23 protein-coding genes and 1 tRNA gene are annotated in these 25,533 nt (G+C 60.5%); 16 read left to right on the top strand and 8 right to left on the bottom strand.

The features are described from left to right. The first annotated feature begins 6 nt into the window (after positions 1-6). The 3 genes from AC1DUP_RS07365 (at position 7) to AC1DUP_RS07355 (ending at position 3,201) form a co-directional block, all read left to right on the top strand. Complete coding sequence (locus AC1DUP_RS07365) at positions 7-2,220, top strand: 3-hydroxyacyl-CoA dehydrogenase NAD-binding domain-containing protein (protein ID WP_113306974.1); 2,214 nt, start codon at positions 7-9, stop codon at positions 2,218-2,220. Positions 2,221-2,374: 154 nt separating this feature from the next. Next, on the top strand, positions 2,375-2,722 hold the full coding sequence (locus AC1DUP_RS07360; RefSeq protein ID WP_113298496.1) for a metalloregulator ArsR/SmtB family transcription factor: 348 nt from the start codon (positions 2,375-2,377) through the stop codon (positions 2,720-2,722). Between the two features lie 8 nt (positions 2,723-2,730). Continuing rightward, positions 2,731-3,201 (top strand): SRPBCC family protein, encoded by a 471-nt coding sequence (locus tag AC1DUP_RS07355; protein ID WP_113307077.1) that lies wholly within the window; start codon positions 2,731-2,733, stop codon positions 3,199-3,201. A 215-nt stretch (positions 3,202-3,416) separates the two neighbouring features. Here AC1DUP_RS07355 and AC1DUP_RS07350 read toward each other — a convergent pair whose 3' ends face one another. Then, positions 3,417-3,728: a metalloregulator ArsR/SmtB family transcription factor gene (locus AC1DUP_RS07350; RefSeq protein ID WP_113306972.1), complete on the bottom strand. Its 312-nt coding sequence runs from the start codon at positions 3,726-3,728 to the stop codon at positions 3,417-3,419. Between the two features lie 258 nt (positions 3,729-3,986). Here AC1DUP_RS07350 and AC1DUP_RS07345 point away from each other — a divergent pair, with 258 nt between their 5' ends. After that, positions 3,987-5,009: an LLM class flavin-dependent oxidoreductase gene (locus AC1DUP_RS07345; RefSeq protein ID WP_113298615.1), complete on the top strand. Its 1,023-nt coding sequence runs from the start codon at positions 3,987-3,989 to the stop codon at positions 5,007-5,009. 18 nt (positions 5,010-5,027) lie between these two features. On the opposite strand, the gene AC1DUP_RS07340 is transcribed toward AC1DUP_RS07345, so the two are convergent. Further along, positions 5,028-6,215, bottom strand: coding sequence for an MFS transporter (locus tag AC1DUP_RS07340; protein WP_113306971.1), 1,188 nt, complete (start codon positions 6,213-6,215; stop codon positions 5,028-5,030). 238 nt (positions 6,216-6,453) lie between these two features. On the opposite strand from AC1DUP_RS07340, the gene AC1DUP_RS07335 reads away from it, so the two are divergent. Next, on the top strand, positions 6,454-7,017 hold the full coding sequence (locus AC1DUP_RS07335) for a TetR/AcrR family transcriptional regulator (RefSeq protein WP_113298499.1): 564 nt from the start codon (positions 6,454-6,456) through the stop codon (positions 7,015-7,017). 3 nt (positions 7,018-7,020) lie between these two features. On the opposite strand, the gene AC1DUP_RS07330 is transcribed toward AC1DUP_RS07335, so the two are convergent. Continuing rightward, positions 7,021-10,521, bottom strand: coding sequence for a PAS domain-containing hybrid sensor histidine kinase/response regulator (locus AC1DUP_RS07330; protein ID WP_113306970.1), 3,501 nt, complete (start codon positions 10,519-10,521; stop codon positions 7,021-7,023). A 219-nt stretch (positions 10,522-10,740) separates the two neighbouring features. Here AC1DUP_RS07330 and mscL point away from each other — a divergent pair, with 219 nt between their 5' ends. Then, positions 10,741-11,178, top strand: a complete 438-nt coding sequence (mscL, locus tag AC1DUP_RS07325) for a large conductance mechanosensitive channel protein MscL (RefSeq protein ID WP_113306969.1) — start codon at positions 10,741-10,743, stop codon at positions 11,176-11,178. A 121-nt stretch (positions 11,179-11,299) separates the two neighbouring features. Further along, on the top strand, positions 11,300-12,466 hold the full coding sequence (locus AC1DUP_RS07320; protein WP_113306968.1) for a pyridoxal phosphate-dependent aminotransferase: 1,167 nt from the start codon (positions 11,300-11,302) through the stop codon (positions 12,464-12,466). On the opposite strand, the gene AC1DUP_RS07315 is transcribed toward AC1DUP_RS07320, so the two are convergent. Further along, positions 12,463-13,143: a Type 1 glutamine amidotransferase-like domain-containing protein gene (locus tag AC1DUP_RS07315; protein ID WP_113306967.1), complete on the bottom strand. Its 681-nt coding sequence runs from the start codon at positions 13,141-13,143 to the stop codon at positions 12,463-12,465. The genes AC1DUP_RS07320 and AC1DUP_RS07315 overlap by 4 nt on opposite strands. Before the next feature lie 474 nt (positions 13,144-13,617). On the opposite strand from AC1DUP_RS07315, the gene galE reads away from it, so the two are divergent. The 3 genes from galE (at position 13,618) to AC1DUP_RS07300 (ending at position 17,845) form a co-directional block, all read left to right on the top strand. Next, entirely contained in the window at positions 13,618-14,652 is a 1,035-nt protein-coding gene (gene galE, locus AC1DUP_RS07310; RefSeq protein ID WP_113307076.1) for a UDP-glucose 4-epimerase GalE, read from the top strand. A 108-nt stretch (positions 14,653-14,760) separates the two neighbouring features. After that, positions 14,761-16,716 carry a putative bifunctional diguanylate cyclase/phosphodiesterase gene (locus AC1DUP_RS07305; protein ID WP_477832309.1) on the top strand — a complete coding sequence of 652 codons (1,956 nt, stop codon included), beginning with the start codon at positions 14,761-14,763 and terminating at the stop codon, positions 16,714-16,716. Positions 16,717-16,783: 67 nt separating this feature from the next. Continuing rightward, positions 16,784-17,845 carry an enoyl-CoA hydratase/isomerase family protein gene (locus AC1DUP_RS07300; RefSeq protein ID WP_477832308.1) on the top strand — a complete coding sequence of 354 codons (1,062 nt, stop codon included), beginning with the start codon at positions 16,784-16,786 and terminating at the stop codon, positions 17,843-17,845. Positions 17,846-17,867: 22 nt separating this feature from the next. On the opposite strand, the gene AC1DUP_RS07295 is transcribed toward AC1DUP_RS07300, so the two are convergent. Both AC1DUP_RS07295 and AC1DUP_RS07290 read right to left on the bottom strand, forming a co-directional pair. Then, on the bottom strand, positions 17,868-19,928 hold the full coding sequence (locus AC1DUP_RS07295) for an ATP-dependent helicase (RefSeq protein ID WP_477832307.1): 2,061 nt from the start codon (positions 19,926-19,928) through the stop codon (positions 17,868-17,870). A 210-nt stretch (positions 19,929-20,138) separates the two neighbouring features. Next, a complete protein-coding gene (locus AC1DUP_RS07290; RefSeq protein WP_113298618.1) occupies positions 20,139-20,402 on the bottom strand; it encodes a hypothetical protein in 264 nt (87 codons plus the stop codon). A 155-nt stretch (positions 20,403-20,557) separates the two neighbouring features. Here AC1DUP_RS07290 and AC1DUP_RS07285 point away from each other — a divergent pair, with 155 nt between their 5' ends. Further along, entirely contained in the window at positions 20,558-20,821 is a 264-nt protein-coding gene (locus AC1DUP_RS07285) for a BON domain-containing protein (RefSeq protein WP_113298507.1), read from the top strand. A gap of 84 nt (positions 20,822-20,905) precedes the next feature. Further along, on the top strand, positions 20,906-21,169 hold the full coding sequence (locus tag AC1DUP_RS07280) for a hypothetical protein (RefSeq protein ID WP_477832306.1): 264 nt from the start codon (positions 20,906-20,908) through the stop codon (positions 21,167-21,169). 235 nt (positions 21,170-21,404) lie between these two features. Here the strand turns inward: AC1DUP_RS07280 and AC1DUP_RS07275 are convergent, their stop codons facing one another. Together AC1DUP_RS07275 and AC1DUP_RS07270 are read right to left on the bottom strand one after the other, a co-directional pair. Next, positions 21,405-21,647 (bottom strand): DUF982 domain-containing protein, encoded by a 243-nt coding sequence (locus AC1DUP_RS07275; protein ID WP_113306960.1) that lies wholly within the window; start codon positions 21,645-21,647, stop codon positions 21,405-21,407. A gap of 152 nt (positions 21,648-21,799) precedes the next feature. After that, positions 21,800-21,874 (bottom strand) — tRNA-Thr (locus AC1DUP_RS07270). Positions 21,875-22,028: 154 nt separating this feature from the next. On the opposite strand from AC1DUP_RS07270, the gene AC1DUP_RS07265 reads away from it, so the two are divergent. The 4 genes from AC1DUP_RS07265 to hisD all read left to right on the top strand — a co-directional run bounded on the left by AC1DUP_RS07265 (position 22,029) and on the right by hisD (position 25,533). Further along, on the top strand, positions 22,029-22,238 hold the full coding sequence (locus tag AC1DUP_RS07265) for a hypothetical protein (protein WP_113298510.1): 210 nt from the start codon (positions 22,029-22,031) through the stop codon (positions 22,236-22,238). A gap of 116 nt (positions 22,239-22,354) precedes the next feature. Continuing rightward, positions 22,355-23,647 carry a UDP-N-acetylglucosamine 1-carboxyvinyltransferase gene (murA, locus tag AC1DUP_RS07260; RefSeq protein WP_113298511.1) on the top strand — a complete coding sequence of 431 codons (1,293 nt, stop codon included), beginning with the start codon at positions 22,355-22,357 and terminating at the stop codon, positions 23,645-23,647. Between the two features lie 114 nt (positions 23,648-23,761). Beyond that, entirely contained in the window at positions 23,762-24,199 is a 438-nt protein-coding gene (locus AC1DUP_RS07255) for a DUF2948 family protein (protein WP_113298512.1), read from the top strand. A gap of 35 nt (positions 24,200-24,234) precedes the next feature. Beyond that, positions 24,235-25,533 (top strand): histidinol dehydrogenase, encoded by a 1,299-nt coding sequence (gene hisD / locus AC1DUP_RS07250; protein ID WP_477832305.1) that lies wholly within the window; start codon positions 24,235-24,237, stop codon positions 25,531-25,533.

Genomic DNA, 25,533 nt, shown 5'->3' with positions numbered 1-25,533 from the left:
GAGACGATGAGCTACACCAACTTCACCGTCGAGACCGATGCGGATGGTATTGCATTGGTCACCTGGGACATGCCCGGAAAGTCGATGAACGTCTTCACCGAAGAGGTGATGAGCGAGCTCGACGCTATCATCGATGCGACCGTCGCCGACAGCGCCGTCAAGGGCGTCGTCATCACCTCGGGCAAGTCCTCCTTCTCCGGCGGCGCTGATCTATCGATGATCAAGGCCATGTTCAGCTTCTATCAGCAGGAGAAGGCTGCGAACCCTGACAGTGCGGCACAGAAACTATTCGATCTCGTCGGCCGCATGACCGGCCTCTTCCGCAAGCTGGAAACCTGCGGCAAGCCCTGGGTCTCCGCCATTAACGGCACCTGCATGGGCGGCGCGCTGGAAATGTCGCTCGCCTGCCATGGCCGCGTCGCCTCCAACGCGAAAAGCGTCAAGATCGCCCTGCCGGAAGTCAAGGTCGGCATTTTCCCGGGTGCCGGCGGCACGCAGCGTATCTCGCGTCTCACCGATGCGCAGTCCGCCTTGCAGATGATGACGACTGGCCAGTCGCTGAACGCTTCACGCGCCAAGGCCATGAACCTCGTCCATCAAGTCGTCGATCCGGATCAGCTGATCCCCGCCGCAAAGCAGATGATCAAGGATGGGCTCAAGCCCGTCGCCCCTTGGGACGAAAAGGGTTTCAAGGTTCCGGGCGGCGGCATCTGGACGCCAGCCGCAGCCCAGCTCTGGCCGGCAGCACCCGCGATCCTCCGCCGCGAAACCTCAGGCAATTATCCGGGCGCGCTCGCCATCCTGAAATGCGTCTATGAAGGCCTGCAAGTTCCCTTCGATACGGCGCTGAAGATCGAGCAGCGCTATTTCACGCAGGTGCTGCAGACCACCGAGGCCTTCTCGATGATCCGCTCGCTCTTCATCTCCATGCAGGAGCTTGGCAAGGGCGCCCGCCGCCCGGCTGGCATTCCGAAGACGGAGCTGAAGAAGGTCGGCGTCGTCGGCGCGGGCTTCATGGGCGCTTCGATCGCCTATGTCACGGCCGCCGCCGGCTTCGAGGTTGTGCTTATCGACCGCGATATGGAGGCCGCCACCAAGGGTAAAGGCGTTGGCGAGAGCCTCGTCAAGGATTCCATCGGTAAGGGTCGTCTTACGCAAGAGGAGGGTGCCGCGCTTCTTTCCCGCCTCACACCATCAGCCGACTACGCCGATCTGAAGGATGCCGACCTCGTTATCGAGGCGGTCTTCGAGGATCGCGCCGTCAAGAAGGCGGTCATCGAGCAGGTGGAAGCCGTCATTCCGGAAACGACCGTCTTCGCCTCCAACACCTCCACTCTGCCGATTACGGGTCTCTCGGAAAATTCGAAGCGTCCCGAGCAGTTCATCGGCGTGCACTTCTTCTCGCCGGTAGAGAAGATGATGCTGACCGAGGTCATCCTTGGCAAAAACACCGGCGACCGGGCGCTCGCCGTGGCGTTGGACTATGTCGCGGCGATCAAGAAGACGCCGATCGTTGTCAACGATGTCAGGGGCTTCTTCGTCAACCGCTGCGTCTTCCGCTACATTCACGAAGCCTATGACATGCTGATCGAAGGCGTGCCACCGGCGATGATCGAGAACGCCGCCAAGATGGCGGGCATGCCGGTTGGCCCTCTCTCGCTGAACGACGAGGTGGCGATTGACCTGTCTCAGAAAATCCTCAAGGCGACGGTCGCTGATCTCGGCCCTGATGCCGTCGACGAACGCCATCTCGCCCTCATCAACAAGCTGGTCGATGAACTCGACCGCCGCGGCCGCAAGAACGGCAAGGGTTTCTACGAATACCCGGCAAAGCCCGCCAAGAAGTTCCTCTGGCCCGAGCTGAAAACGCTCTATCCACAGAAGCCGGCCGACGAAATCGACGTCAACACCCTGAAGCAGCGCTTCCTGGTGACGATCGCGCTCGAGGCAGCCCGTACCATGGAAGAGGGTATCGTCACCGATCCACGTGAAGCCGACGTCGGCTCGATCCTGGGCTTCGGCTTTGCGCCCTACACGGGCGGTGCGCTAAGCCATATCGACGGCATGGGCGTAAAGACCTTTGTTGATCTCGCCGAGAAGCTGGCATCTACCTATGGCGACCATTTCAAGCCGACGCCGTTGCTGAAGGACATGGCCGCCAAGGGCGAGACCTTCTACGGCCGCTTCGATCCCTATCCGGCCACTGACAAGGCTGCATAAATGGCGAGGCGGCGCGGCTCTTAAGAGCTGCTGCCGCCCTCACATCCCTTCGATCTGTGGTTATGCTTGAGCGAGCATTCCTGCTGCAGGCGCGGACAAGCAATCGAAAACACTTAGCCATTGCGCTAACTATCATGTCGTGATACTTAGCCTTATGGATTACTATTCACATCAACTCGACAGCATCTTCCTGGCGCTAGCCGATCCCACGCGCCGCGCCGTCATCGGCCGGCTGGGCACCGGACCGGCCAGTATCAGCGACCTCGCAAAGCCCTTTGACATGGCTCTGCCGTCCTTCATGAAGCACATCCGCCTGTTGGAAGAGACCGGTCTTGTCGAAACGAGGAAGCAGGGCCGCGTTCGAACCTGCACGCTGGAGAAGAAGCGTTTTGCCCTGGTCGATGGCTGGCTCTCGGCCCAGCGCGCCATCTGGGAAGCCCGCACGGACAGGTTGGAAGCTTTCGTCACCGCCACGCAATCGAAGGAGGAGAAATCCCGATGAACATCCCAATGCACGCAAATGCGAACCCCGATCTCGACCTCACTATTTCGCGCATCATCAAGGCCCCGCCGGCGGCTGTCTGGAGTGCCTGGACCACGCCTGCAAAATTCGAAAAATGGTGGATCCCCGCGCCGGCGCTCTGCCGCGTCGCCACCATGGAAGCCAAACCCGGCGGTGCCCTCGTCACCGAGATGAGCGAGGATGGCGGTCCCTTCCAGCCGCATCTCAGTGCCTGCTATCTGGATGTTCAGGATGGTCGCCGCATCGTCTTCACCAATGCGCTCCTCGGCGGCTGGCGCCCCGCGCCGACACCCTTCATGACCGCCATCATCACCTTCGCCGACCATCCCGAAGGCACCGCTTACAACGCCCTCGTCATGCATAAGGACAAGGACACCCGCAACACGCATGAGGAATTGGGCTTCCATGACGGCTGGGGCACGGTTGCCGAACAGTTGTCGAAGCTCGTGGAGGCATAGCAGGAAGAGCAGGTGACAGCCGCAGGATAGGCAAAGACGGTGCCGGCTGTGGCAAGGACGAGAAGTCCGCAAAGCCCGATACAATCGTCATACCCGATTAGTCTTCTTTCAGGTCGGCAGGCGGAGCACTCGAAGTCACCATTTCCGTGACCGGTTCACACGGCAGGCAGGGTGGAGGCGGATGCGATGCACGCTGAACGTTCTGCCCAGAGTCGCTAAACGGCGAGGCGAAAATCTTTCATCTGACCTTCGTCAAACATCTGGCTGAGCATCTGCAGGATCACATGGACCTTGTCGGATTTGACCGAATAGTAAATCGTCTGGGCATCACGCCGTGTCTTGACGAGGTCCTTGGTGCGGAGTTTCGCAAGGTGCTGGGAGAGAGCCGATTGACTGATCCCGATAATGTCGGCGAGGTCGTTGACCGCAACCTCACGCTCGGTGAGCGTTTGCAGCATCCTCAACCGATGGGCATTCGCCATGACCAGCAACAGTTCGGCTTTCTTTTCATAAATGTCGATATTCATGAGTTTCCCTTCGCAATTGATAAACGGTAATTTCACATAACTAATAAAGAATTATCTTAATATGGCAGAAAGGCGTAATTTTCCCTCTCTGCCTTCTAAACGCTTCCGGATAGGCCGCTCTTTCGAGCAGGCGCCCCTGTCGCATTCATATTTCATCGGGCATTGCGGCTCACAAATCTCTCGCATAGCGCCTATATGCGTATCCGGAATCATGCAAAGAAACGTCCCACGGCACATTTCAGTTTAAGCGATGGAATCATGAAAAAGATCGGTTTTCTCTCGTTCGGGCACTGGACGCCCTCGCCGCAATCCCAAACCCGCTCGGCCGGCGATACGTTGTTGCAGTCGATTGACCTTGCTGTCGCGGCAGAAGAGCTGGGCGCCGACGGCGCCTATTTCCGCGTTCACCACTTCGCCCGTCAGCTTGCCTCGCCATACCCGCTGCTCGCGGCTGTCGGCGCCAGGACGAGCCGTATCGAGATCGGGACAGCGGTTATCGACATGCGCTACGAGAACCCTCTCTATATGGCGGAAGATGCCGGTGCGGCCGACCTGATTTCCCGGGGACGTCTGCAGCTCGGTATCAGCCGTGGCTCGCCGGAACAGGTCATCGAAGGCTGGCGCTATTTCGGCTACAACCCGCCGGAAGGCCAGAGCGATGCCGATATGGGCCGCCGCCATGCCGAGGTTTTCCTCGAAGTGCTGCGCGGCGAAGGTTTTGCCGAGCCCAATCCGCGCCCGATGTTCCCCAATCCGCCCGGCCTGTTGCGCCTCGAGCCGCATTCCGAAGGGCTGCGCGACCGCATCTGGTGGGGTGCCGGCTCCAACGCCACGGCTGTCTGGGCCGCCAAGCTCGGCATGAATCTCCAGAGCTCGACGCTGAAGGACGATGAGACAGGCGAGGCCTTCCATATCCAGCAGGCCAACCAGATCCGCGCCTACCGCGAGGCCTGGAAAGAGGCCGGTCATCAGCGCGAACCGCGCGTTTCCGTCAGCCGCAGCATCTTCGCGCTGGTGAACGATCGCGACCGCAGCTATTTCGGCTACGGTAATGAGGGGCAGGACAAGATCGGCTTCATAGATGAAAACACCAGGGCAATCTTCGGCCGTTCCTACGCCGCCGAGCCCGATGCCCTCATCGAGGAACTGAAGAAGGACGAGGCGATTGCCGAGGCCGATACGCTGCTGCTCACCGTGCCCAACCAGCTCGGCGTGGAATACAATGCCCACGTCATCGAATCGATCCTGAAATATATCGCCCCTGCGCTCGGCTGGCGGTGATGACATTGCGCGACGGCGTCATGCCGTCGCCGTTTCTCTGGTGTTCCGCACCACCATCAGCCCGGCAATGCTGACAAGAACGATGGCCGTGGCGTAGATATCCGTCGTTGCGCCATAGCCGATCGATTTGACGAGGAAGCCGGCAAGGATCGCCGGCAGGCTGAAGGCGAGATAGCTCTGGATGTAGAAGGCAGACAGCAGTCCGGCCCGTTCTTCAGGCTTGGCAAGCGGCATGATCGTCCCGATGGAGCCGAGGAAGTTGGTGCCGAAACCGGCGCCAGTGAAAACCGTCCCGATCAGCAGCAGCGGCACGTTGGCGAGATGCACACCCGCCACGACTGTCAGAATGCCGAGCGTCTGTGCGCTCACGCCGAAGGCGAGATTGGCCTTCGGGCTGCGGCTGCGGCGCAGGAAGACGGCAATTGCGCCTGACAGCATCAGCGCAGCAACGACCGCCCCGCCCGTCAGCGGTGCACGGCTGCCTGTGGTGGAGGCGACCAGCGAAGGCACGAGCGACAGGTAAAAGCCGCCGAGCGTCCAGTTGGCAATATTGATTGGCGTGATCATCGACAGCGGCCGCTTGACCCGTTGCGGAATGGAAATGCTGGGCTTCAACGATCCGAGGAAGCCAGGCCGCGTGCCGCCCGTCTCCCGCGTCAACCACAGCGCAATGGCCTGCACCACAAAGGCGGCAAGCAGCAGGGCATAGACGAGATGCAGCGGCTCCGGCCCATACTGGATCAGCGCGCTGGTACCGATTGCTCCGATAGCCATGCCGGAGAGCGGCGCGATCGAGTTGACGATCTGCCCTTTGGTCCTGTTGATATCGACCAGGGCGGCGCCGAGCGAAGCACCGGCTATACCAGTGGCGATACCCTGGACGATGCGTGCCGCGATCAGCCATTCCGGCCCGCTGGCGATGGAAAACAGCGCCATGGCAAGGATTTCGAGGAGCAGTGCGCCGAAGATCACCGGTCGCCGCCCGAGATGATCCGAGATTGAGCCGGCAATCAGCAATGCTCCAAGCAGCGCGAAGGCGTATACTGCGAAGATGACGGTGATGAGGACGGGAGAGACGGCAAAGGCTTCCTGATAGATCCGATAGAGCGGCGTCGGCGCTGCCGATGCGCCGAAGAAGAAGGCAAGCGTCAGAGCATGGAAGCCCATCGGTGACGAATTCTTGATGGATTCGGGAGCGGCGACCATCTATAAGTCCCTTAAAGCTAAATCATTGCGTTAGCTTTATCTAGATGAGGCGGCGCCTAAAGGCAAATAAGTTGCGTTAATGGATCGATGAAAGTTTCTGAACTGTTGGCGCTGAAGCATGTCGCGCAAAACTGTGCAGTGGTTTTGGGACAACGACATACGTAAAAAGGACCTGAAGCGTGGTAGGCGAATCCGAAAGATCGCCGCACGGTTCAGGGCGGAGAAAGTTGGGTTCGTGATGGCAGTGAAAGAGAATATCCGTCCGGGCGGCAGAAGCGCCCGCGTCCAGGCCTCGGTGCATGCGGCAGTCCGCCAACTGCTGGAAGAGATGAGCCGCGCGGAGATCACCGTTCCGCTGATTGCGACGCACGCCGGTGTCACGCCCTCCACCATCTACCGCCGCTGGGGCGATCTGCAGGAATTGCTGGCCGACGTTGCCGTCGAGCGTCTGCGTCCGGACATGGAGCCGGTCGATACTGGCAATGCTGCCGACGATCTGGAAGCCTGGGCCGAGCAATATGCGGAGGAAATGTCCTCCGGCCCCGGTCGTGAATATGTCCGTGACGTGCTCGCAGCCCAAACCTGCGATAATGCCAATAAATGCTGCAACTTCACGCGCCAGCAGATCGAGACGATCGCCGGGCGGGCAGAGGAGAGGGGCGAGGCCTTCCCCGATGTCGATGCGGTGATGGATCGCGTGGTCGCCCCCATTATGTACCGCATCCTGTTCGGCGATGTCCCGACTGCCGCTCACGTGCGGGAGCTTGTCGGCCACGTCTTCGACCGCCGCAAGGCGGCCTGAACTTCACTCGGCGGCAGCGCGCTTCAAGCCGGAAATCTGCGTGATATAGGCGCGCAATGCGGCCGGGCGGACCGGCTTGTGCTGAACGGCAATGCCATGCTTTTCCGCCTCGGCCCGCACTTCCGGTGTCCGGTCGGCGGTAACGAGCAGGGCCGGAATATCGATGTCGAAATGCTGCCGCAGGTGCAGGATCGCCGCCACGCCGGTCCCGTCGGCAAGATGATAGTCGGCGATGACAAGATCGGGTGGCCGCCGCATCGAAAGCGCCTGGACAGCCGAAAGCGAATCCACCACTTGCGTATCGCAACCCCATCCGTCGATCAGAAGCCGCATGCCTTCGAGGATCTTCGGTTCGTTGTCGATACAGAGGATGCGCAATCCCTTCAGCGGTTCGGTCGTGCGGTCGACGGGAAGCACGGCTGCTGCGGCTTCCGCGCTCTTCGAAACATCGAGCGGCATGAGGATGCGGAATTCCGTGCCTTTGCCATGCGTCGAGTGAAGCTCGACCTTATGATTGAGCACACGGGCGATACGGTCGACGATGGAGAGGCCGAGCCCGAGGCCCGACGCGGTCTTGGCGCCTTCATCCAGCCGCGCGAATTCCTTGAACACAGTCCGGAATTTCGAAGGCGGAATGCCGATGCCGGAATCCATCACCTGGATCATCACTTGATTGCCACGTCGCCTTACCCCGACCAGCACCTTGCCACTAACCGTATATTTGATCGCGTTGGAGACAAGATTCTGCACCAGTCGCCGCAGCAGGTTCGGGTCGGAGCGCACCCGCAGCGAGGTCGGCATAACCTTGAGCTTCAGTTTCTTCTCCCGGGCGACCGGCGCAAAGTCGGTTTCGATCCGCTTGAGCAGATCGGCGAGTGGCACGGATGCCAGCCGCGGCCGCATGGCGCCGGTATCGAGCCGTGAAATATCGAGCACGGCGCCGAGAATGCTCTCGACCGATTCCAGCGCGGAATCGATATTGCGCACGATCGGGCTGTTTTCCGATTGCGCCATACGCTCGACAAGTGCGGAGGAATAAAGCCGGGCGGCATTGAGTGGCTGCAGAATGTCGTGGCCGGCAGCGGCAAAGAAGCGGGTCTTGCCGATATTGGCTTCGTCCGCCGCAGCCCGCGCCTCGCCAAGTTCCCGGTTGACGCGGGTAAGCTCCGCGGTTCGCTCCACGACACGTTGTTCCAGCGTCTCGTTTGCCTGCTTCAACGCCCGGTCGGCGGTCACACGCTGGGTGATGTCGGTAAAGGTCGCGACGATACCCTTGTCCGGCATGGCGTTGGAGCGCACTTCGATGATGTGCTCGCCGCCGCCGAGCACCAGCGAGAAGGGCTTGTCGAGTGTCAGGAAGTGCCGCACGGCCTGTGACTGGTCGCCGGGCGCGATATCGCCACGCTGACTGAGGATATTGACGATCTCCGACAGTGGAAAACCGACCTGGCCGGCATTTTCCGGCAGGTCCAGCAATTGCCGGAAACGCCGGTTCCAGATCGTCAGGCGGTTGGAACTGTCGAAGACCGCGATGCCCTGGTCCATCTGCGAAAGCGCGGTCTGCAGCATGTCCTGATTATATTGCAGCGCTTCGCTCGCCTGATCGAGCAGCCAGGCCGTATCCGAGGACGCATCCTCGATCTTCTGCAGGATCAGAGACAGCACCAGCCGCGCCGAGGAGGATCCGATGGCGCTGCCGAGAAGCTGCTCGGTGAAATGGATGAGCGCCATGTCGGCCGGCTGGTCGTCCTCCAGCTTGCGCCCGGACGTCTGCTCGTAGGTCGCAAGCGAACGCTGCATGCGCTCCTCGCCGAGGTAGCGGGCGATGGCCGTCTTGAGATCGCCGACGCTGATGCGGGTCTTCCAGCCGCGGGTCGCAAATTGCGAGCGCGAATGCCGCTTCACGAAGATGCCGGCCTGGATGCGTTCCAGCGGTTTGGCGTTGCGCGTCAGCGATCCGACGATGAAGGCGGCAGTGTTGACGAGCAGGCTCATCGCTGTCGCATTCACAAGCGCATCGGCATCCGGCCCCGTGAAGAGCGTCGTGCCGGGAAAGATGAAGCCGAGGAAACTGCTTGCCACATAGGAATAATCCGGGCCGCCGAGCGAAGGCAGAAACAGCAGGTAGACCCAGATGATAATGCCGGACGATAGGCCGAGGATGGCGCCGCGCGCATTCGCCCGCCGCCAGATCATGCCGCCGAAGAGGGCGGGTGCAATCTGCGCGATGGCAGCAAAGGAGAGCAGGCCGATCGAAGCAAGCCCTGCCGTGCTGTCCGTCGAGCGGTAATAGGCATAACCCAGCAGCAGCACGGCGAAGATCGCGCTGCGGCGGATATTGAGCAGGCTCTTTGCGAAGTCGTCACGCTGGCTCGCAAGACCCGCGAGCTTCCGGCGCAGGAAGAACGGCATGACGATGTCGTTCGACACCATGATGGAAAGCGCCACGGAATCGACGATCACCATGGCGGTCGCCGCCGAAAAGCCGCCGATGAAAGTGATCAGCGAGACAACCGGCATTTGCCCTGCAAGTGGCAGGGTAAGAACATAAAGATCGGCATTGCCGTTGCCGCCGAAGACGAGCAGCCCGCCGATCGCAACCGGCAGCACGAAGAGATTGATGACGATCAGATAGAGCGGGAAGAGAAAGCCGGCGAGCCGAAGCTGCTTGGCCGTGCGGTTTTCGACGACGGTCACATGGAACTGGCGCGGCAGCATGATGATGGCGAAGGCAGAGAGCAGCGTCAGCGTGATCCAGCGGCTGAGCGGGGTCTGATAGTCGAGAGCGGCGGTGACCAGGGCGTTCTCCGAACCCTTCTGCCACAGGTCGCTTGGCCCGTCGAACAGGAACCAGATGACGCAGACGCCAGCCGTCAGGAAGGCGACGAGCTTCACCACTGATTCCATCGATACCGCGAGGATCAGCCCGTCCTGATGTTCGGTTGCATCCGTATGGCGGGTACCGAACATGATGGCGAAACAGGTCAGCACCAGGGTGACGATCAGCGGCAGGTCGAGGAAATAGAGGTTGCCGCTGCCGATGCCATAGTCGGACGGATTGACCATGGCCGTGACCGTCGCCGAAATGGATTTCAGCTGCAGTGCGATATAGGGAATGGTGCCGATCAGGCAGATCAGCGCCACGATGGTCGCAACAGTGGAATTCTTGCCGTAGCGTGCGGCAATGAAATCGGCGACGGAGGTCAGCTTCTCGGCCTTTGCAAGTTCGATGATTCGCTTGAGCAGCGGCATGCCGAGTGTGAAGACGAGGATCGGCCCGATATAGATGCCGGCGAATTCCAGCCCGTTATGGGCTGCAAGACCGACGCCGCCGAAATAGGTCCAGGAGGTGCAGTAGATCGCCAGGCTGAGTGCATAGACCACGGGCCGGCCGCCTTCCGGCACGCCGAACTTCCGGCTCCGTCGGTCGCCGTAGCTTGCTACCGCGAAAAGCAGCAGAAGATAACCCAAGGCAAACGCAAATATGACCCAGCCTGGAAGCATTGACCCTCCGCCGACGGACAATCCGCCGTCCTCCCGGAACAGTCCGAGATTAGGGCAATTCAGCAGGTTTGAAAATTCCCGCGGCCTTGGTCTTAAGTTCTACGTGGATGGGGGCAGTGTCCGAATATTTCCAATTGCCGATTGATTAATTGAGATGAAGGTGTAGCTAATGAAAACAACGGCATGTCTTTGAAAATGCATCAAGGGGAGACAGATCGGATGCTCAATGAGTTCAAAGCTTTCATCGCCCGCGGCAATGTCATGGATCTCGCAGTCGGTGTTATCATCGGCGGCGCCTTCGGCGGCATCGTCAAGTCGCTGGTCGACGATATCATCATGCCGATCGTCGGGGCGGTTTTCGGCGGTTTCGACTTCTCCAACTACTTCATTCCACTGTCGAAGGATGTCAATGCGCCAGCCCTTACCGCAGCCCGCGCGCAGGGTGCCGTTTTCGCCTACGGTAGTTTCATTACAGTCCTCATCAATTTCCTGATACTCGCTTGGATCATCTTCCTGATGGTCAAGGGCGTGAACAAGCTGCGCGAGCAGGTCGAACGCAAGGAAAAGGAAGCACCGGCAGAGCTGCCCGCACCGACGGCCGACGTCCAGCTTCTGACCGAAATCCGCGATCTTCTCGCCAAGCGTCCGACGGTTTGATCCGAATTGGGGCCCGTCCATTCCGGCGGGCTCATCCATCACGAAAATCGATATGCCATCACGCATTGTCATAGGATTTGCGCCCGCAAATCCGTTATGAAGGCGTGAACTGGAGATATGCATGTCGATTGTAAGCAGCCTCAGCCCGCGCGCCGTCGCAGCGCCAGAAAGCGGGATCGTCGAAGTCGTCAATTACGCCCGTGGCCGTGAAGGCCTTCTGCCGCTCTGGGTTGGCGAAGGCGATCTTCCCACGCCCGATTTCATCAATCAGGCCGCCATGCAGTCGCTCGCCGCCGGCGAAACCTTTTATACTTGGCAGCGCGGCATCCCCGAGCTGCGCCAGGCGCTCTCCGATTATTACGCCAGACATTTCGGCATCCGTCTTCCGGTTGAGCATTTCTATGTGACCGGTTCGGGCATGCAGGCGATCCAGATCGCCGTCCAGGCAATAACCTCACCCGGCGATGAACTTGTCTATCTGACGCCCGCCTGGCCGAACATTGCCGCAGCGCTTGAGATCGCCGGCGCCCGCTCCATCGGGGTCGAGCTGCAGTTCGAAGGTGGCACCTGGGCGGTCGATCTCAACCGTATCGAGGCGGCCATCACCCCGAAGACCCATGGCCTCTTCGTCAACACCCCGTCGAACCCGACCGGCTGGACCGCGACGAAGAAGGATCTGGCCGATATCCTGGCACTGGCGCGCAAGCATGATCTCTGGATCATGGCCGATGAGATCTATGCGCGTTATTTCTATGCTGGCGGCCGCGCGCCGTCCTTCCTCGACGTCATGGAGCCCGGCGACAAGATCATCTTCGTCAATTCCTTCTCCAAGAACTGGTCCATGACCGGTTGGCGCGTCGGCTGGATCGTCGCGCCGCCGGAAACCGGGCAGGTGCTGGAAAACCTGATCCAGTATTCGACCTCGGGCGTCGCACAGTTCATGCAGAAAGGCGCGGTCGCGGCGCTCAACGAAGGAGACGCCTTCGTGCAGTCGAATATCGACAAGGCAACCCGCTCCCGCGATATCCTCTGCGATGCGCTGATTGCCACCAACCGCGTCCAGACGCTGAAACCCGATGGCGCGCTCTATGCCTTCCTCAAGATCGACGGCGTGACCGACAGCCGGAAGACTGCGATCGACATTGTCGACAAGACCGGCGTCGGGCTTGCACCCGGTACGGCCTTCGGACCGGGCGGTGAGCTTTTCCTGCGCGCCTGCTTCCTGCGCGATCCGGCTCAGGTGATAGTCGCGGCCGAGCGGCTCTGCGACTATATCCTGAAGCTCTAGGCGGAACGGCGTAGCGCTTCCGGTAGCACCGGTAGCAGCGTCACATTCCGACCCTCAACGATGATGACTTCGCCGTCTCTCAGCGGCTGAAAGGGCGTGCCGGCTTCTTCAAGGAAGTTGACGGTCTTTTCGGCAGCTTCGGCCTCATCATGGGCCGAGCGATAGTGGGGGACGATGGAGAAATCGACGAGTCCAAGCCCGTCCCACAGGATCGCCTCGTCATAATCAGGCGCGAGCTGCTGCGGATCATCCATGATGTCGATACCATCAAGCGAGGGTGCCGCAACGACTGCTCCAGCGCTGAAGCCGCCATAGACGAGTGCATCCTTGCGCAGCAATTCCGCTATGATGCGATCAAAGCCGCTCTGCCGCATGGCCCGCCGCAGGAGAAAAGCATTGCCGCCGACAGCCCAGACGAAGTCGAAGCGAGCAAGCGCCTTTTCCAATGCATGCGGCTGTCCGAAATAGTGCCGCAGGTCGAGTTCTTCCGGCTCGATCCCCCAATCGGCAAGATCTGCCTTGGGATCGTAGATATTGGCCTCATAGGCGAGCCGCGCCTCGGCCGGAACGAAGTCCAGCGCATTCTGGATGACGGCCGCGCGCCTTCCGCCCTTGAGGAGTTTCTTCAGCCGGGCGGCACTTGCGCCGAGCCGATAGGATGACAGGTAGAGCCTCATCGATGCCGCTCCCCGTTTTGGAGAAGCAGGTCACGAGCCGACATTGAGTGAAGGTCCTGTACCACGAGAAGTCCTTTGCATGAGGCGGACATCGGGGCAGAAACAAAAAACCCCGCGCGTGTCCGGCGGGGTTGGATCGGGTGAAGTGAACAGTTTCAGGTCACAAGCCGACGCCCCCACCGCAAAGGGTGGTCGTCATGCCCATCGTCATAGCCTGGAACGCGAAGTTGTTCATGGCTCTAATCTGACGCGCTGCACGCAGGTTGTCAACGCGCCCGGAAAAGGGGGTGGCAAAGGCGATTTTGTCCCGAAAACGGCTGTTCGATAAAATTGTAGAAATAGCTGAAATCCGGCTCTAACCACGTCCCCAAACATACCGGCCGCAAAGGCTTTCCGAGGCCGTTTGATAACAAAATCGGAAAGGAAAAAGCCGTTCTGATGCTCCCGAAAAAAGATAAAACAGGGAATGCAGACATGGCGGTTCTGGTAACAGGTGGGGCTGGATATATCGGCAGCCACATGGTGTGGACGCTGCTCGATGCCGGTGAAGATGTCGTCGTGCTCGACCGGCTTTCTACCGGTTTTCGTTGGGCCGTGGCGCCGGCCGCGCGCTTCTATCTCGGCGATGTCGCCGATCCCGACATTTTGAAGAAGATCTTCATCGAAAACGATATCGAGGCGATCATCCATTTCGCCGGCTCTGCCGTCGTTCCTGTATCGGTGGCCGATCCGCTCTCCTATTACGACAATAACTCGGGCAAGACGCGCGTGCTGCTGAGCGCCGCCATCAAGGCCGGCATCCGCAACTTCGTCTTCTCCTCGACGGCCGCGGTCTACGGCCAGCAGAAGAGCTCTGCTCCGGTAAAGGAAACGGCGCCGCTCAATCCGGAAAATCCCTACGGCCAGTCGAAGCTGATGACTGAAATGATGCTGCGTGACGCCGCCGCCGCCTATGACTTCGGCTATGTGGCGTTGCGTTACTTCAACGTCGCAGGCGCCGATCCGCAGCTGCGCACCGGCCAGTCGACCTCAGGCGCGACCCATCTCATCAAGGTCGCCTGTGAGGCCGCACTCGGAAAGCGCGATAGCATCGCCGTCTATGGCTTCGATTACCCGACCCATGACGGCACCGGCGTACGCGACTACATCCATGTGAGCGATTTGACAGCGGCGCATTTGAAGGCGCTCCAGCATCTGCGCCAGGGTAGGGGGCCACTTGTCGCCAACTGCGGCTATGGCAGCGGCTATTCCGTGCTCGATGTGTTGAACATGGTCACCCGCTTGAACGGTCACTCCTTCAAGATCAACATGGCGCCGCGCCGACCGGGCGATGCGGCAAGCGTCGTCGCCGATGCGACGCTTGCCCGCCGCGTCCTGGACTGGGCGCCGAAACACGACTCGCTGGAAACCATCGTGCGCAGCTCGCTCGACTGGGAACTCTTCCTGATGAACAAGAGTGTCGACGATCTGCACAGCATTCATCGCGCGCTGGCTGCAGCCTCCTTCTGAGCTGCAACCGAACATTTACCATCCGGCGTAGATGTGGGTGGCTGACGTTACGTGAATAAGGAATAGTCAAACTTTCTCTGGCTCGCTTTAGCCAAGGGAAAAGGGATCATGAAGAACTTCATAGCCTCATTGCGGCTGCAAAAAGATAATCCGAAGTTTCTGGTGGCGCAGTTCAAAGCTCTGTCATCGCAGATTCCGATTCTGTACGTTCTTCTTGTCATCAACGCGCTGGCAGTGGCCATCACCCACATCAAGTCGGCGCCTCTTTGGCTTTCGCTCTACATTCCCGTCGGCCTCAGCATCGTCTGCGTCTTCCGCCTGTGCTGGTGGGAGATCTGTGGCAAGGAAAACGTCACGCCGGAGCGTGCGTTACGGCTGATGAAGGTGACCCAGGTAGGCGCCACGATCCTGACGATCGGCTTCGGCGGCTGGGCCGTCGCGCTCTATCAGTACGGCGATGCCTCACAGCAGGGCCAGATCGCCTATTTCCTCGTCGTAACCGGTATCTCCTGCGTCTTCTGTCTGATGCATCTGCCGCTCGCCGCGGCGATCACCACGGTCATCACCTTCACTGCCATGGTCGTGACCTTCCTCTTTTCCGGCAATCCGGTTTTCGTGGCCACGGCGGTCAGCGGCTTGTTTCTCGTGCTGCCGTTCCTGCGCGTCATCAACAGCTACTTCCAGAATTTCACCCATCTGGTGCGGCTTGCCGAGGAGCTGAAGGAGAAGCAGGCAGAAGCCGAAGAACTGAACCTCGTCAACAGCCGCAATGCGCTGCAGGACCAGTTGACCGGTCTCGCCAACCGCCGCAGCTTCTTCCTGTCGCTCGAAAAGATGCTGCTGGAGCATCCGTCTTCGCCGCCTGTCATCGGCATCATCGATCTCGATGGCTTCAAGCCGGTCAATGATGTCTTCGGCCATTCGGCCGGCGACCTTGTATTGAAGGAAACGGCGCGCCGCTTCGTCGCGCTGTTAGGTGATCAGGGCATCGTCTCGCGCCTTGGCGGCGATGAATTCGGCATCATCTTCCCCTCCGATATGACGCTCAGGGCCGTCTCCGACCTCGGCCTGGCGCTATGTGCGGCCGTCCGTGAGCCCTTCGACATTCCGGACGGTTCGGTGCGCGTTTCCGGCTCCTGCGGCATCGTCTATCCTGACGCGGGCGAATACACGGCCGAAGATCTCTACGAGAAGGCGGATTTCGCGCTCTATCAGGTCAAGAGCAAGCGTACCGGCGGTGTGGAATTCTTCTCGCCGGAACACGAAAAGATCCTGACGCAACGCTACCTGATCGAGCTGGAGCTGCAGGCTGACAATTTCGCCAAGGAGTTGAAGCTCGAATATCAGCCGATCATGGAGTTGCGCAGCGGCCGCGTTGTCGGCTTTGAGGCGCTTGCGCGTTGGGATAGCGCCCGCTTCGGCCGCATCAGTCCGGATGCCTTTATTCCGGCTGCCGAACGTACCGCCGTCATCGGCCGCATGACACGCATCCTCTTCGGCCAGGCGCTCGACGCGCTGAAGATCATGCCGGCCCATCTGCGCGTGTCCTTCAACCTGTCGGCTCGCGATATCTGCGACCACGAAACCTCGATGGCCCTGCTCGCCATGATCACGCGCGCAGGTGTCGATCCGAAGCGCATCGAGTTCGAGATCACCGAGACGGCACTTCTCTCGGACTTCGACACAGCCGATCAGGTGATCGGCGTGCTGCGTGCTGCCGGCAGCTCGATCGCGCTCGACGATTTCGGTACCGGCTATTCGAGTTTGAGCCACATCCACCGCCTCGCCTTCGACAAGCTGAAGATCGATAAGGCCTTCGTCATGAATTTCGATCGCGACGCGCGTTGCATGAACATCACCCGCTCCGTCGCCAGTCTCTGCCAGAACCTTGGCATTGCGTCGGTGGCGGAAGGTGTCGAAAGCGAGGAAGTGGCCGAGGCGCTGAAAGGCCTCGGCGTGCGGCTGGCGCAGGGCTATTATTTCTCCCGGCCGCTGCCGCTGGAGCTGGCGATCGACTACGCGATGCGGTGCGATGTCGCCGTTTCGCAGTCCCTCTCGGCCTGATTGATCAGCCAGCCACTGGAACCCCGGCCCAACCCCGTCTATTCCTAGGGCAGGAGCGAGGTGGACCATGGACAAAAGCAATCAGAACGAAGTCATCGTTGAACGACGTGGTACGGCAGGTCTTATCCGGCTGAACCGCCCAAAGGCGCTGAACAGCCTGACCATCCCGATGGTGCGTGCAATTGCCGCCGCACTTGATGATTTCGCCGGCGACCAATCCGTGGCGAGCGTCGTCGTGATGGGCGAGGGCGAACGCGGCTTCTGCGCCGGCGGCGATATCCGCGCCATTCACCTAAGCGGGCGCGCCGGCGACGGCCTGGCGGAAACGTTCTGGCGCGAGGAATTTCGCCTCAATCACCGTATCGCCAATTATCCGAAGCCCTATGTGGCGTTAATGGATGGCATCACCATGGGCGGCGGCGTCGGGCTTTCCAGCCACGGTCGCCACCGTATCGTCACGGAGCGCACCCGCCTTGCCATGCCGGAAACGGGCATCGGCTATTTTCCCGATGTCGGTGCCACTTGGTTGCTGCCTCACATGCCGGGCGAAAGCGGTACATGGATGGCCCTGACGGGGCTGGATATCAATGGCGCAGATGCCATCCATGCTGGACTTGCTGATTTCTACATGCCCTTCTCGCGTCTGGAAGAGGCAGTCCAGCGTCTCTCGGATCTGCCTGTGGGAAGCTCGCCGGACGATATCGACGCGGCGCTGCGCAATCTATCGGATCAGCCGGGCGAAGGCAGGCTGCAGGCCAATGCCGCGATGATCGACCGCGCCTTCCGCTTCAGCCGTGTCGAGGACATCGCGTTGGCCCTCGCTCAGGAAGAGGGCGAGTTCGCAGCCGAAACCCGTCGCGTGATGCTCACACGTTCGCCGACCAGCCTCAAGCTCACCTTGCGGCTGCTGAGAGCCGGCCGCCAGAGCCGTACGCTCGGCGAATGCCTGGCCCGTGAGCTCGGCGCCTGCATGCAGATCCTGCATGGTGCGGATTTCTACGAAGGCGTCCGTGCGGCTGTTATCGACAAGGACCGTAATCCGAAATGGTCGCCGCCGACAATCGCCCTGGTCAACGATGAAATGATCGGCCGTTTCTTCGAACCCGCCAAGCCACCGCTCGCGCTTTAGCGCCATCTGGTCAGGAGAGGCTCTACCGCCACATGCCGCGCATGCGTGCACCGACATCGATGCGCACCTGCCGCGCCTGCTGGGCCGCCGCCGTCTCCGCTTTGGCCTGCGGCCAGCCGCAGACCTCGAAGAATTGCAGCAGCGTCGCGGGAATGAAGCGGCTGCGTGATGCATAGACGTGCCGGTCGCCCTGCGAGTTCTGCCCATAGGTGAAGAAGCGCTGCGGCACGACGAGATCGAGGCTGTCCTTGGCGCGTGTCATCGCCACATAGAGCAGCCGCCGCTCTTCCTCTATTTCTGCCGTCGTGCCGACAGCGAGATCAGAGGGGATGCAACCATCGATGACGTTCAGCATGAAGACCTTGGTCCATTCCTGTCCCTTGGCCGAATGGATGGTCGAGAGGATGAGATAGTCCTCGTCGAGCAGCGGCACGCCCGCCTGATCCGAGGTTGCGTCGGGCGGATCGAGCGTCAGTTCCGTCAGGAAGCGCTCGCGCGAAGCATAACCGCCGGCGATCTGCTCGAGCTGCACGAGATCGGCAAGCCGGGCGCTCGCATCCTCATGCAGCCGTTCAAGATGCGGCTCATACCATTTCCGCACCAGTTCGATCTCGGCAGGCCAGCCGGCCTTACCGGTTTTCAGTTCCTGCATGGTGGACACGAACGAGGTCCAGTCGTCGCCCGAGCGCGGCGGCGCAGGCATGGTGGCGAGCGCAGTCACCGGGCTCGGGTCTTCTGCCATATGGTCCAGCACCTTCTGCGCCGTGGAAGGCCCGACCCCCGGCAGGATCTGCATCAGCCGGAAGCCCGCCACCCGGTCACGCGGGTTCTGGGCAAAGCGCAGTGTCGCCAGCATGTCCTTCACATGCGCGCTGTCGAGGAATTTCAGCCCCCCGAACTTCACGAAGGGAATGTTGCGGCGGGTGAGCTCCACTTCCAGAGCGCCGCTATGGTGCGAGGCGCGGAAGAGCACGGCCTGGCTCTTCAGCTTTACGCCCTCTTCGCGATGGTCGAGAATCTTGTCGGCCACGTAGCGCGCCTGATCATTCTCGTCGCGCACCGTCACCAGCCGCGGCCGCTCCGGCGATTCCCGCTCCGTCCAGAGGTTCTTGGTGAAACGCTCGGAAGCAAGGTCGATCACCGCGTTGGCGGCGGCAAGGATCGGCTGGGTCGAGCGGTAGTTGCGGTCGAGCGTGACGATATTGGCGGCCGGGCTGAACGACGCCGGAAAATCGAGAATGTTGCGCACTGTGGCCGCGCGGAAGGAATAGATCGACTGCGCATCGTCACCGACGACGGTCAGCCCATGCCCGGTTGGCTTGAGGGCAAGCAGGATCGAGGATTGCAGCCTGTTGGTGTCCTGATATTCGTCGACCAGCACATGGTCGAAGCGGCTGCCGATATCCTCTGATATAAGCGGTTCGGCCACCATCTGCGCCCAGTAGAGCAGCAGGTCGTCATAATCGAGCACGTTCTGGCTCTGCTTTGCCTCGACATAGCAGGCAAACAGCTCGCGAAGCTGCTTTTCCGAGGTCGCGCACCAGGGAAAGGCATCGCGCAGCACCAACGGCAGTTCCGCTTCCGAGTTTACCGCGCGGGAATAGATGGCAAGGCAGGTGCCCTTGGTCGGAAACCGGCTTTCCGTCTTGGAGAAGCCGAGCTCGTGGCGCACGAGGTTCATCAGGTCGGCACTGTCTTCCCGGTCATGGATGGAGAAGGCCGGGTCGAGGCCGATCTGCTCGGCATAATCGCGCAGCAGTCGTGCGCCTATGCCGTGAAACGTGCCACTCCAGGCCAGCGCATCTGCCATCACGCCGGAATTCTTGCCGAGGACCTCGCCGCAGATGCGCTCGACGCGCCGGCCCATTTCGGCAGCCGCCCGACGGGAAAAGGTCATCAGCAAGATGCGGCGCGGATCAGCACCCTTGAGGATCAGATGTGCTACGCGATGGGCAAGCGTATTCGTCTTGCCGGAGCCGGCGCCGGCAATGATAAGCAGCGGCCCCGCAATATGGCCGCCTTCGATGAGCGTGCCGTGCTCGACGGCCAAACGCTGCTGGGGGTTGAGCTTTTCGAGATACATCCAGCGGTCCGGTTGGCTCTCGCCGGAGAATCACCAGCGCGAGTGTTAGACGTTCCTTGAATGTTCTTGATTGCCGCTCCTGTCAAGCAGGCACGGGCTACCATTCACGACACCATCGGCCCGAAAATCGAGTTCGTTTTCGGAAAGCCAGATGCATCGACCAATAGAGGTAGAGGGTCCTTTATGCGTCCAAATGGACGCACGGCGCTACTACGGAAAATCCGGCACGATCTGGCGCCGCACCAGCTTCAGGCTGCGGTCGGGCTGGAGTATGTAGGTTTCGTAAACGTGCTGGCCCTGCTGATCGTAGAAGTCGTTATGGACGACACTGCCGATCGGCGATTTCGTCAGCTTCGTGCGCGGTTGGCCGCCATAGGTGATGCTGCCGGGAATAGGCTCCAGCGCCGGCGCGTCAGCAGCCGAACAACCCGCCAGAAGGGCGGCGGCAAAAAGGGCCGGCAACAGAGCTTTCATCATCGTCTCCTCCAGCCGCAATCGCACATAGGGGCTGCAAGACCATCAAGATCCAGGCGCCACCATACTCTCAACTTTGCTTCCAGCCAGCAGCGGCTGGCAACAAACGTCGTCTTACAGCGTTAAGTCTGTATTAGCCAATGTCAGGAACGATCATGGTACTGCGCTTTCAAAGCTCGTTAATCCACGAGGAAGCCTGCATGCAAGGCCACAACGCGGCTGCTACGCGCGCGTCCGTGGAAAGCGCCCTGCATGCCGCAGCCGACCTCGATGCGGCCGAAATTGTCGTCTCGACCCTCGGCTCCTACGTCATTCTCGAAGGTTTCGTGCGCAGGAAGGGCGATAGTGAGCGGGCACTGGCGATTGCCGAGGATATCGTCGGAAGCGGTTATGTGCATTGCCGCATGCTGCTCAGATAAATCACGTCTTCCCACAGGTATTCTCAAGGAACCAACTCCCCGTCTCGTGTGTTGAAATGCTGGATTTCAATGCTGGAGACAACAATGCAAACGCTGATACGCCTCTGGACCGCGGTCCTTCTTCTCGGATGCGGCGCCTTTGCCGGGTCCGCTTATGCTTCCCTTGAAACAGATACGAATTATTCGGCCTTGCCGAAGGACGAAATAGCGCTGAACGAATATACCAAGGCCTCGCTCTGCGAGCCGTCTGCACCGCACTATCTGCCGTCCTTCATCCGCACGGCAGATGGCACAATCATCGGTGTCGGCTATATTCAAGTCGGTGATGACAATACTTCTGACTGCTGATGGTATATTTGAAATTCCTGTCAGACGAGGCTCGTCTGTAGTCTCCCGTAGAGGGTGACGAGCCTCTAACCATCATCATGATGGCTGGCGTCGTTTTATTGATGAACGGATGAACGGCGCAATGCCTTTTGAGACAAAGCCCCGCACGAGCTCCATGCAGGGTTAAGTGAAAATTAAGCATTGCTCCGTTTCGGAACGGATCCGGCTTTTACTGTCCGGTATCGCCGCCGAAAGCTTAATGCACTTTAAGCTTTGCTTCCTCGGCCGCCGCCATGAACTCGGCGCGCGCTTCCTCGACGGTCTTGCGGCCATCAAGCGCGGCGCGGCAGGCGCTACGTGCCTTCAGATATTTCAATCCGCGTGCGGCAGGCCAGAGCTCGGTAAGGCAGGCCAAGGCATCGAACGGTCCGTTAACCGTGCGTGCTCCCGCATCATCGAAACCTACCTTGATCGGACCATTCCATCGTTCAGTCGCCATCGATGCTCCTCCAGCATGTCTCGATAGAAACATTGAATGAAGCCTTCGAGTTCCCTCTGCGAAGACTCCAGAATGCTAATATTCTAACGAGATTTTCGCCGACAGCAATGGCGACCGATTGGCACGGTGCATAATGACTTCGGAGGAGAAACTGGTGCTGCCGAGTGGGATTGAACCACCGACCTCACCCTTACCAAGGGTGTGCTCTACCACTGAGCTACGGCAGCAGGACCAGACGCGTGAAGCGGAAACGCTCAATTCGCGTGAACGGGGCGGCTATTGCCACAGCTTCGGCAGGAGTGCAAGCCGCAAATTCCAACTTCTCTGGGAATAACGTCCCGCCCACTTTTGGATTGGCGCGAATTCGGTTAATTCTGGGGCATGAACGAAGAGACTGAAAAGGCCCGGCAGAGCCGGAAAGCGGCCATGGAAGCACAAGCGGCATTGCGCCGCGAGCGGGCGGCCGAAAAGCTGAGAGAAAATCTTTCGCGACGCAAACAGCAGGTGCGCGCGCGCCGATCCGGCGAGGCGGACGAGGCGAATGGGCTGCCCGCCGCGAAAATGCCCGCCGCAAAAATGGACGAATCGTAATGTTGCTTGCGCGACGAATTGAAGCGTCGGGGGATTTGCTCTAAACACCCCCACTTCTTGCCTGGCCCCCACAGGCAAAACTTTTGAGGAAAGGCGGGCCTCGCCCGTAAGTGCACATGGATCGTATCAGAATTGTCGGCGGTAATGAGCTTAACGGCATCATTCCGATTTCCGGCGCCAAGAATGCCGCGCTGCCGCTGATGATCGCCTCGCTGCTGACGAGCGATACGCTGACGCTGGAAAACGTTCCGCACCTTGCAGATGTCGAATTGCTGATGCGCATCCTTGGCAATCATGGCGTCGACGTTGCCGTCAACGGCCGCCGCGAGCGTCAGGAAGATTCCTATGCCCGCACGATCCATTTCACCTGCCGCACCATCGTCGATACGACCGCTCCCTACGAGCTGGTTTCGAAGATGCGCGCTTCCTTCTGGGTCATCGGCCCGCTTCTGGCGCGCGAAGGCTATTGCCGCGTTTCGCTGCCGGGCGGCTGCGCCATCGGCACGCGCCCGGTCGACCTCTTCATCGAAGGCCTGACCGCGCTTGGTGCGACGATGGAAATCGACGGCGGCTATATCAACGCCCGTGCGCCGCAGGGTGGCCTCATCGGTACGCGCTATACCTTCCCGAAGGTTTCGGTCGGCGCAACGCATGTCATGATGATGGCGGCGACGCTTGCTCGCGGCACGACCGTGATCGGCAATGCTGCCCGCGAGCCCGAGGTGGTTGATCTCGCCAATTGCCTGAACGCCATGGGTGCGAAGGTCTCCGGCGCCGGCACCTCGACAATCACGATCGAGGGCGTCACCTCGCTGTCGGGCGCGCGCCATCGCGTTCTGCCCGATCGTATCGAGACCGGCACCTACGCCATGGCGGTCGCCATGGCCGGCGGCGATGTCGTGCTTGAGAACACCGATGTGGCCTTGCTCGATACGGCGCTGGAAACGCTGCGCCGCGCCGGCGCGGAAATCTCGGCGACCAACAACGGCATGCGCGTCAAGCGCAACGGCGCGGGCATCAGCCCGGTCGATATCGTCACCGATCCCTTCCCGGGCTTCCCGACCGACCTGCAGGCGCAGTTCATGGCGCTGATGACGCGCTCTTCCGGCATCTCGCATGTCACGGAGACCATCTTCGAAAACCGCTTCATGCATGTGCAGGAACTCGCCCGCCTCGGCGCGAAGATCTCATTGTCTGGCCAGACGGCCAAGATCGAAGGTGTCCAGCGGCTGAAGGGCGCGCCTGTTATGGCGACCGATCTTCGCGCTTCCGTTTCCCTCGTCATCGCCGGCCTTGCCGCCGAAGGCGAGACGACGGTTTCCCGCGTCTACCATCTCGATCGCGGCTTTGAACGGCTCGAAGAAAAGCTGACCCGCTGCGGCGCCATCGTCGAACGCATCAGCGAGTAAGAAAGGGCGCATATGCGCCCTTTATCCCGGTTGCGTATTTGGTCCGAGCGCCTTATCTCCGTTGTCTGACAGATCGCCGCAGGCGCGGCGGTAAGGACATGGGATAGAGGCTGGATGACGGACCTGAAGCTTGTTGCGCTCGATGTCGAAGACCTTGCGGTCATTTCTGCGCATATGCAGGACAGCGTCTTTAAGGTGGCCGACATCGACTGGTCGCCGCGCGACAAGCAGTTCGCGATCGCCACCAACCGTTTCGTCTGGGAAGAGGCGGCGCGCAAGCGCAAGGGCTTCGAACGCCGCCGCGCTGCTCTCGTTTTCAAGCGTGTGCTTTCCGTTCGCTCGATCGGCATCGACCGCGCGCGGCGTGATGACGTACTGTCGTTGCTCGCCCTGCGTTTCGAGCAGAAGGGCGAAGGACCGGAAGGCACGCTCGAACTTTCCCTGTCAGGCACGGCTTCCATCGTTCTCGATGTCGAATGCATAGAAGTGCAGCTTGCCGATGTCGGCGGCGCCTGGGAAACAGTTTCCAAGCCGCGCCATCCCGGCACCTGAGCGCAACAGTTTCGAGCAAAGAAGGAATTCCGGCCTTGGCAATCTGGCTCAATCAGGCATCCAACGGTTTCGAACAGCGCTTCGCGGCCTTTCTGACCACCAAACGGGAGGTCTCCGAAGACGTCAACGCGGTGGTACGCGCCATCATCGATGATGTGCGTAGCCGCGGCGACGTCGCTCTCGCAGAATATTCGAAGAAGTTCGATAGCATCGACTACGCCGTCGTGCCGATGCGCGTCAGCGAAAAAGAGATCGACAACGCCGTCGAGGTCGTCCCCTCGGAAGTGCTGGGCGCGCTGAAAGTCGCAGCCCTCCGCATCGAATCGCATCACCGTCGCCAACTTCCGAAGGACGATATCTACGAGGACGATATGGGCGTCGGTCTCGGCTCGCGTTGGACGGCGATCGAAGCCGTTGGTCTTTATGTACCCGGTGGCACGGCAAGCTATCCGAGTTCGGTGCTGATGAATGCCGTCCCGGCGAAGGTCGCCGGTGTCGAGCGTATCGTTATCGCCGTGCCGGCAACGGGCGGTTCGGTCAATCCGGCGGTGCTGGCGGCGGCCAAGCTTGCGGGCGTCAGCGAGATCTACCGCGTCGGCGGCGCGCAGGCGATTGCCGCGCTTGCCTACGGTACCGCGACCATCGCGCCGGTTGCCAAGATCACCGGCCCCGGCAATGCCTATGTGGCCGCCGCCAAGCGCCATGTCTTTGGCACTGTCGGTATCGACATGATTGCCGGCCCTTCGGAAGTGCTTGTCATCGCAGACAGGGACAACAACCCGGACTGGATCGCCGCCGATCTCTTGGCGCAGGCCGAGCATGACGAGAGCTCGCAGGCGATCCTGATCACCGACGACGAGGAATTCGGCAAGTCGGTCGAAGCCGCCGTCGAACGCCAGTTGAAGATGCTGAACCGTGCGGAAATCGCGGCGGCCAGCTGGCGAGATTTCGGCGCGATCATTCTCGTGTCCGATCTGAAGGATGCAATTCCGCTCGCAAACCGTATCGCCGCCGAACATCTCGAACTCGCCGTCGTCAATCCCGATTTCTTCGTGGACAGGATCCGCAATGCCGGCGCGATCTTCATCGGCGCACATACACCTGAAGTCATCGGCGATTATGTTGGCGGCTCCAACCATGTGTTGCCGACGGCGCGGTCCGCTCGCTTTTCATCCGGCCTTTCGGTTCTCGATTTCGTCAAGCGCACCTCGATCCTGCGGCTCGGGCCGCAGCAGCTTCGTGATCTCGGGCCGGCTGCGATTGCACTTGCCGTTTCCGAAGGCCTCGATGCACATGCGCGATCGGTTGCGATCCGCCTGAACCTCGAAAGGTGA

The sequence above is a fragment of the Rhizobium sp. 01L419 genome (assembly GCF_056400025.1).
The sequence above is the reverse complement of the archived record's forward strand: the minus strand, read 5'-3'. Positions and strand labels throughout refer to the sequence as shown.

Bases quoted from the DNA above. Each gene is read 5' to 3' on its own strand.
- AC1DUP_RS07365 (WP_113306974.1), top strand. From the start codon at position 7: ATGAGCTACACCAACTTCACCGTCGAGACCGATGCGGATGGTATTGCA.
- AC1DUP_RS07360 (WP_113298496.1), top strand. From the start codon at position 2,375: ATGGATTACTATTCACATCAACTCGACAGCATCTTCCTGGCGCTAGCC.
- AC1DUP_RS07355 (WP_113307077.1), top strand. From the start codon at position 2,731: ATGCACGCAAATGCGAACCCCGATCTCGACCTCACTATTTCGCGCATC.
- AC1DUP_RS07350 (WP_113306972.1), bottom strand. From the start codon at position 3,728: ATGAATATCGACATTTATGAAAAGAAAGCCGAACTGTTGCTGGTCATG.
- AC1DUP_RS07345 (WP_113298615.1), top strand. From the start codon at position 3,987: ATGAAAAAGATCGGTTTTCTCTCGTTCGGGCACTGGACGCCCTCGCCG.
- AC1DUP_RS07340 (WP_113306971.1), bottom strand. From the start codon at position 6,215: ATGGTCGCCGCTCCCGAATCCATCAAGAATTCGTCACCGATGGGCTTC.
- AC1DUP_RS07335 (WP_113298499.1), top strand. From the start codon at position 6,454: ATGGCAGTGAAAGAGAATATCCGTCCGGGCGGCAGAAGCGCCCGCGTC.
- AC1DUP_RS07330 (WP_113306970.1), bottom strand. From the start codon at position 10,521: ATGCTTCCAGGCTGGGTCATATTTGCGTTTGCCTTGGGTTATCTTCTG.
- mscL (WP_113306969.1), top strand. From the start codon at position 10,741: ATGCTCAATGAGTTCAAAGCTTTCATCGCCCGCGGCAATGTCATGGAT.
- AC1DUP_RS07320 (WP_113306968.1), top strand. From the start codon at position 11,300: ATGTCGATTGTAAGCAGCCTCAGCCCGCGCGCCGTCGCAGCGCCAGAA.
- AC1DUP_RS07315 (WP_113306967.1), bottom strand. From the start codon at position 13,143: ATGAGGCTCTACCTGTCATCCTATCGGCTCGGCGCAAGTGCCGCCCGG.
- galE (WP_113307076.1), top strand. From the start codon at position 13,618: ATGGCGGTTCTGGTAACAGGTGGGGCTGGATATATCGGCAGCCACATG.
- AC1DUP_RS07305 (WP_477832309.1), top strand. From the start codon at position 14,761: ATGAAGAACTTCATAGCCTCATTGCGGCTGCAAAAAGATAATCCGAAG.
- AC1DUP_RS07300 (WP_477832308.1), top strand. From the start codon at position 16,784: ATGGACAAAAGCAATCAGAACGAAGTCATCGTTGAACGACGTGGTACG.
- AC1DUP_RS07295 (WP_477832307.1), bottom strand. From the start codon at position 19,928: ATGTATCTCGAAAAGCTCAACCCCCAGCAGCGTTTGGCCGTCGAGCAC.
- AC1DUP_RS07290 (WP_113298618.1), bottom strand. From the start codon at position 20,402: ATGAAAGCTCTGTTGCCGGCCCTTTTTGCCGCCGCCCTTCTGGCGGGT.
- AC1DUP_RS07285 (WP_113298507.1), top strand. From the start codon at position 20,558: ATGGTACTGCGCTTTCAAAGCTCGTTAATCCACGAGGAAGCCTGCATG.
- AC1DUP_RS07280 (WP_477832306.1), top strand. From the start codon at position 20,906: ATGCAAACGCTGATACGCCTCTGGACCGCGGTCCTTCTTCTCGGATGC.
- AC1DUP_RS07275 (WP_113306960.1), bottom strand. From the start codon at position 21,647: ATGGCGACTGAACGATGGAATGGTCCGATCAAGGTAGGTTTCGATGAT.
- AC1DUP_RS07265 (WP_113298510.1), top strand. From the start codon at position 22,029: ATGAACGAAGAGACTGAAAAGGCCCGGCAGAGCCGGAAAGCGGCCATG.
- murA (WP_113298511.1), top strand. From the start codon at position 22,355: ATGGATCGTATCAGAATTGTCGGCGGTAATGAGCTTAACGGCATCATT.
- AC1DUP_RS07255 (WP_113298512.1), top strand. From the start codon at position 23,762: ATGACGGACCTGAAGCTTGTTGCGCTCGATGTCGAAGACCTTGCGGTC.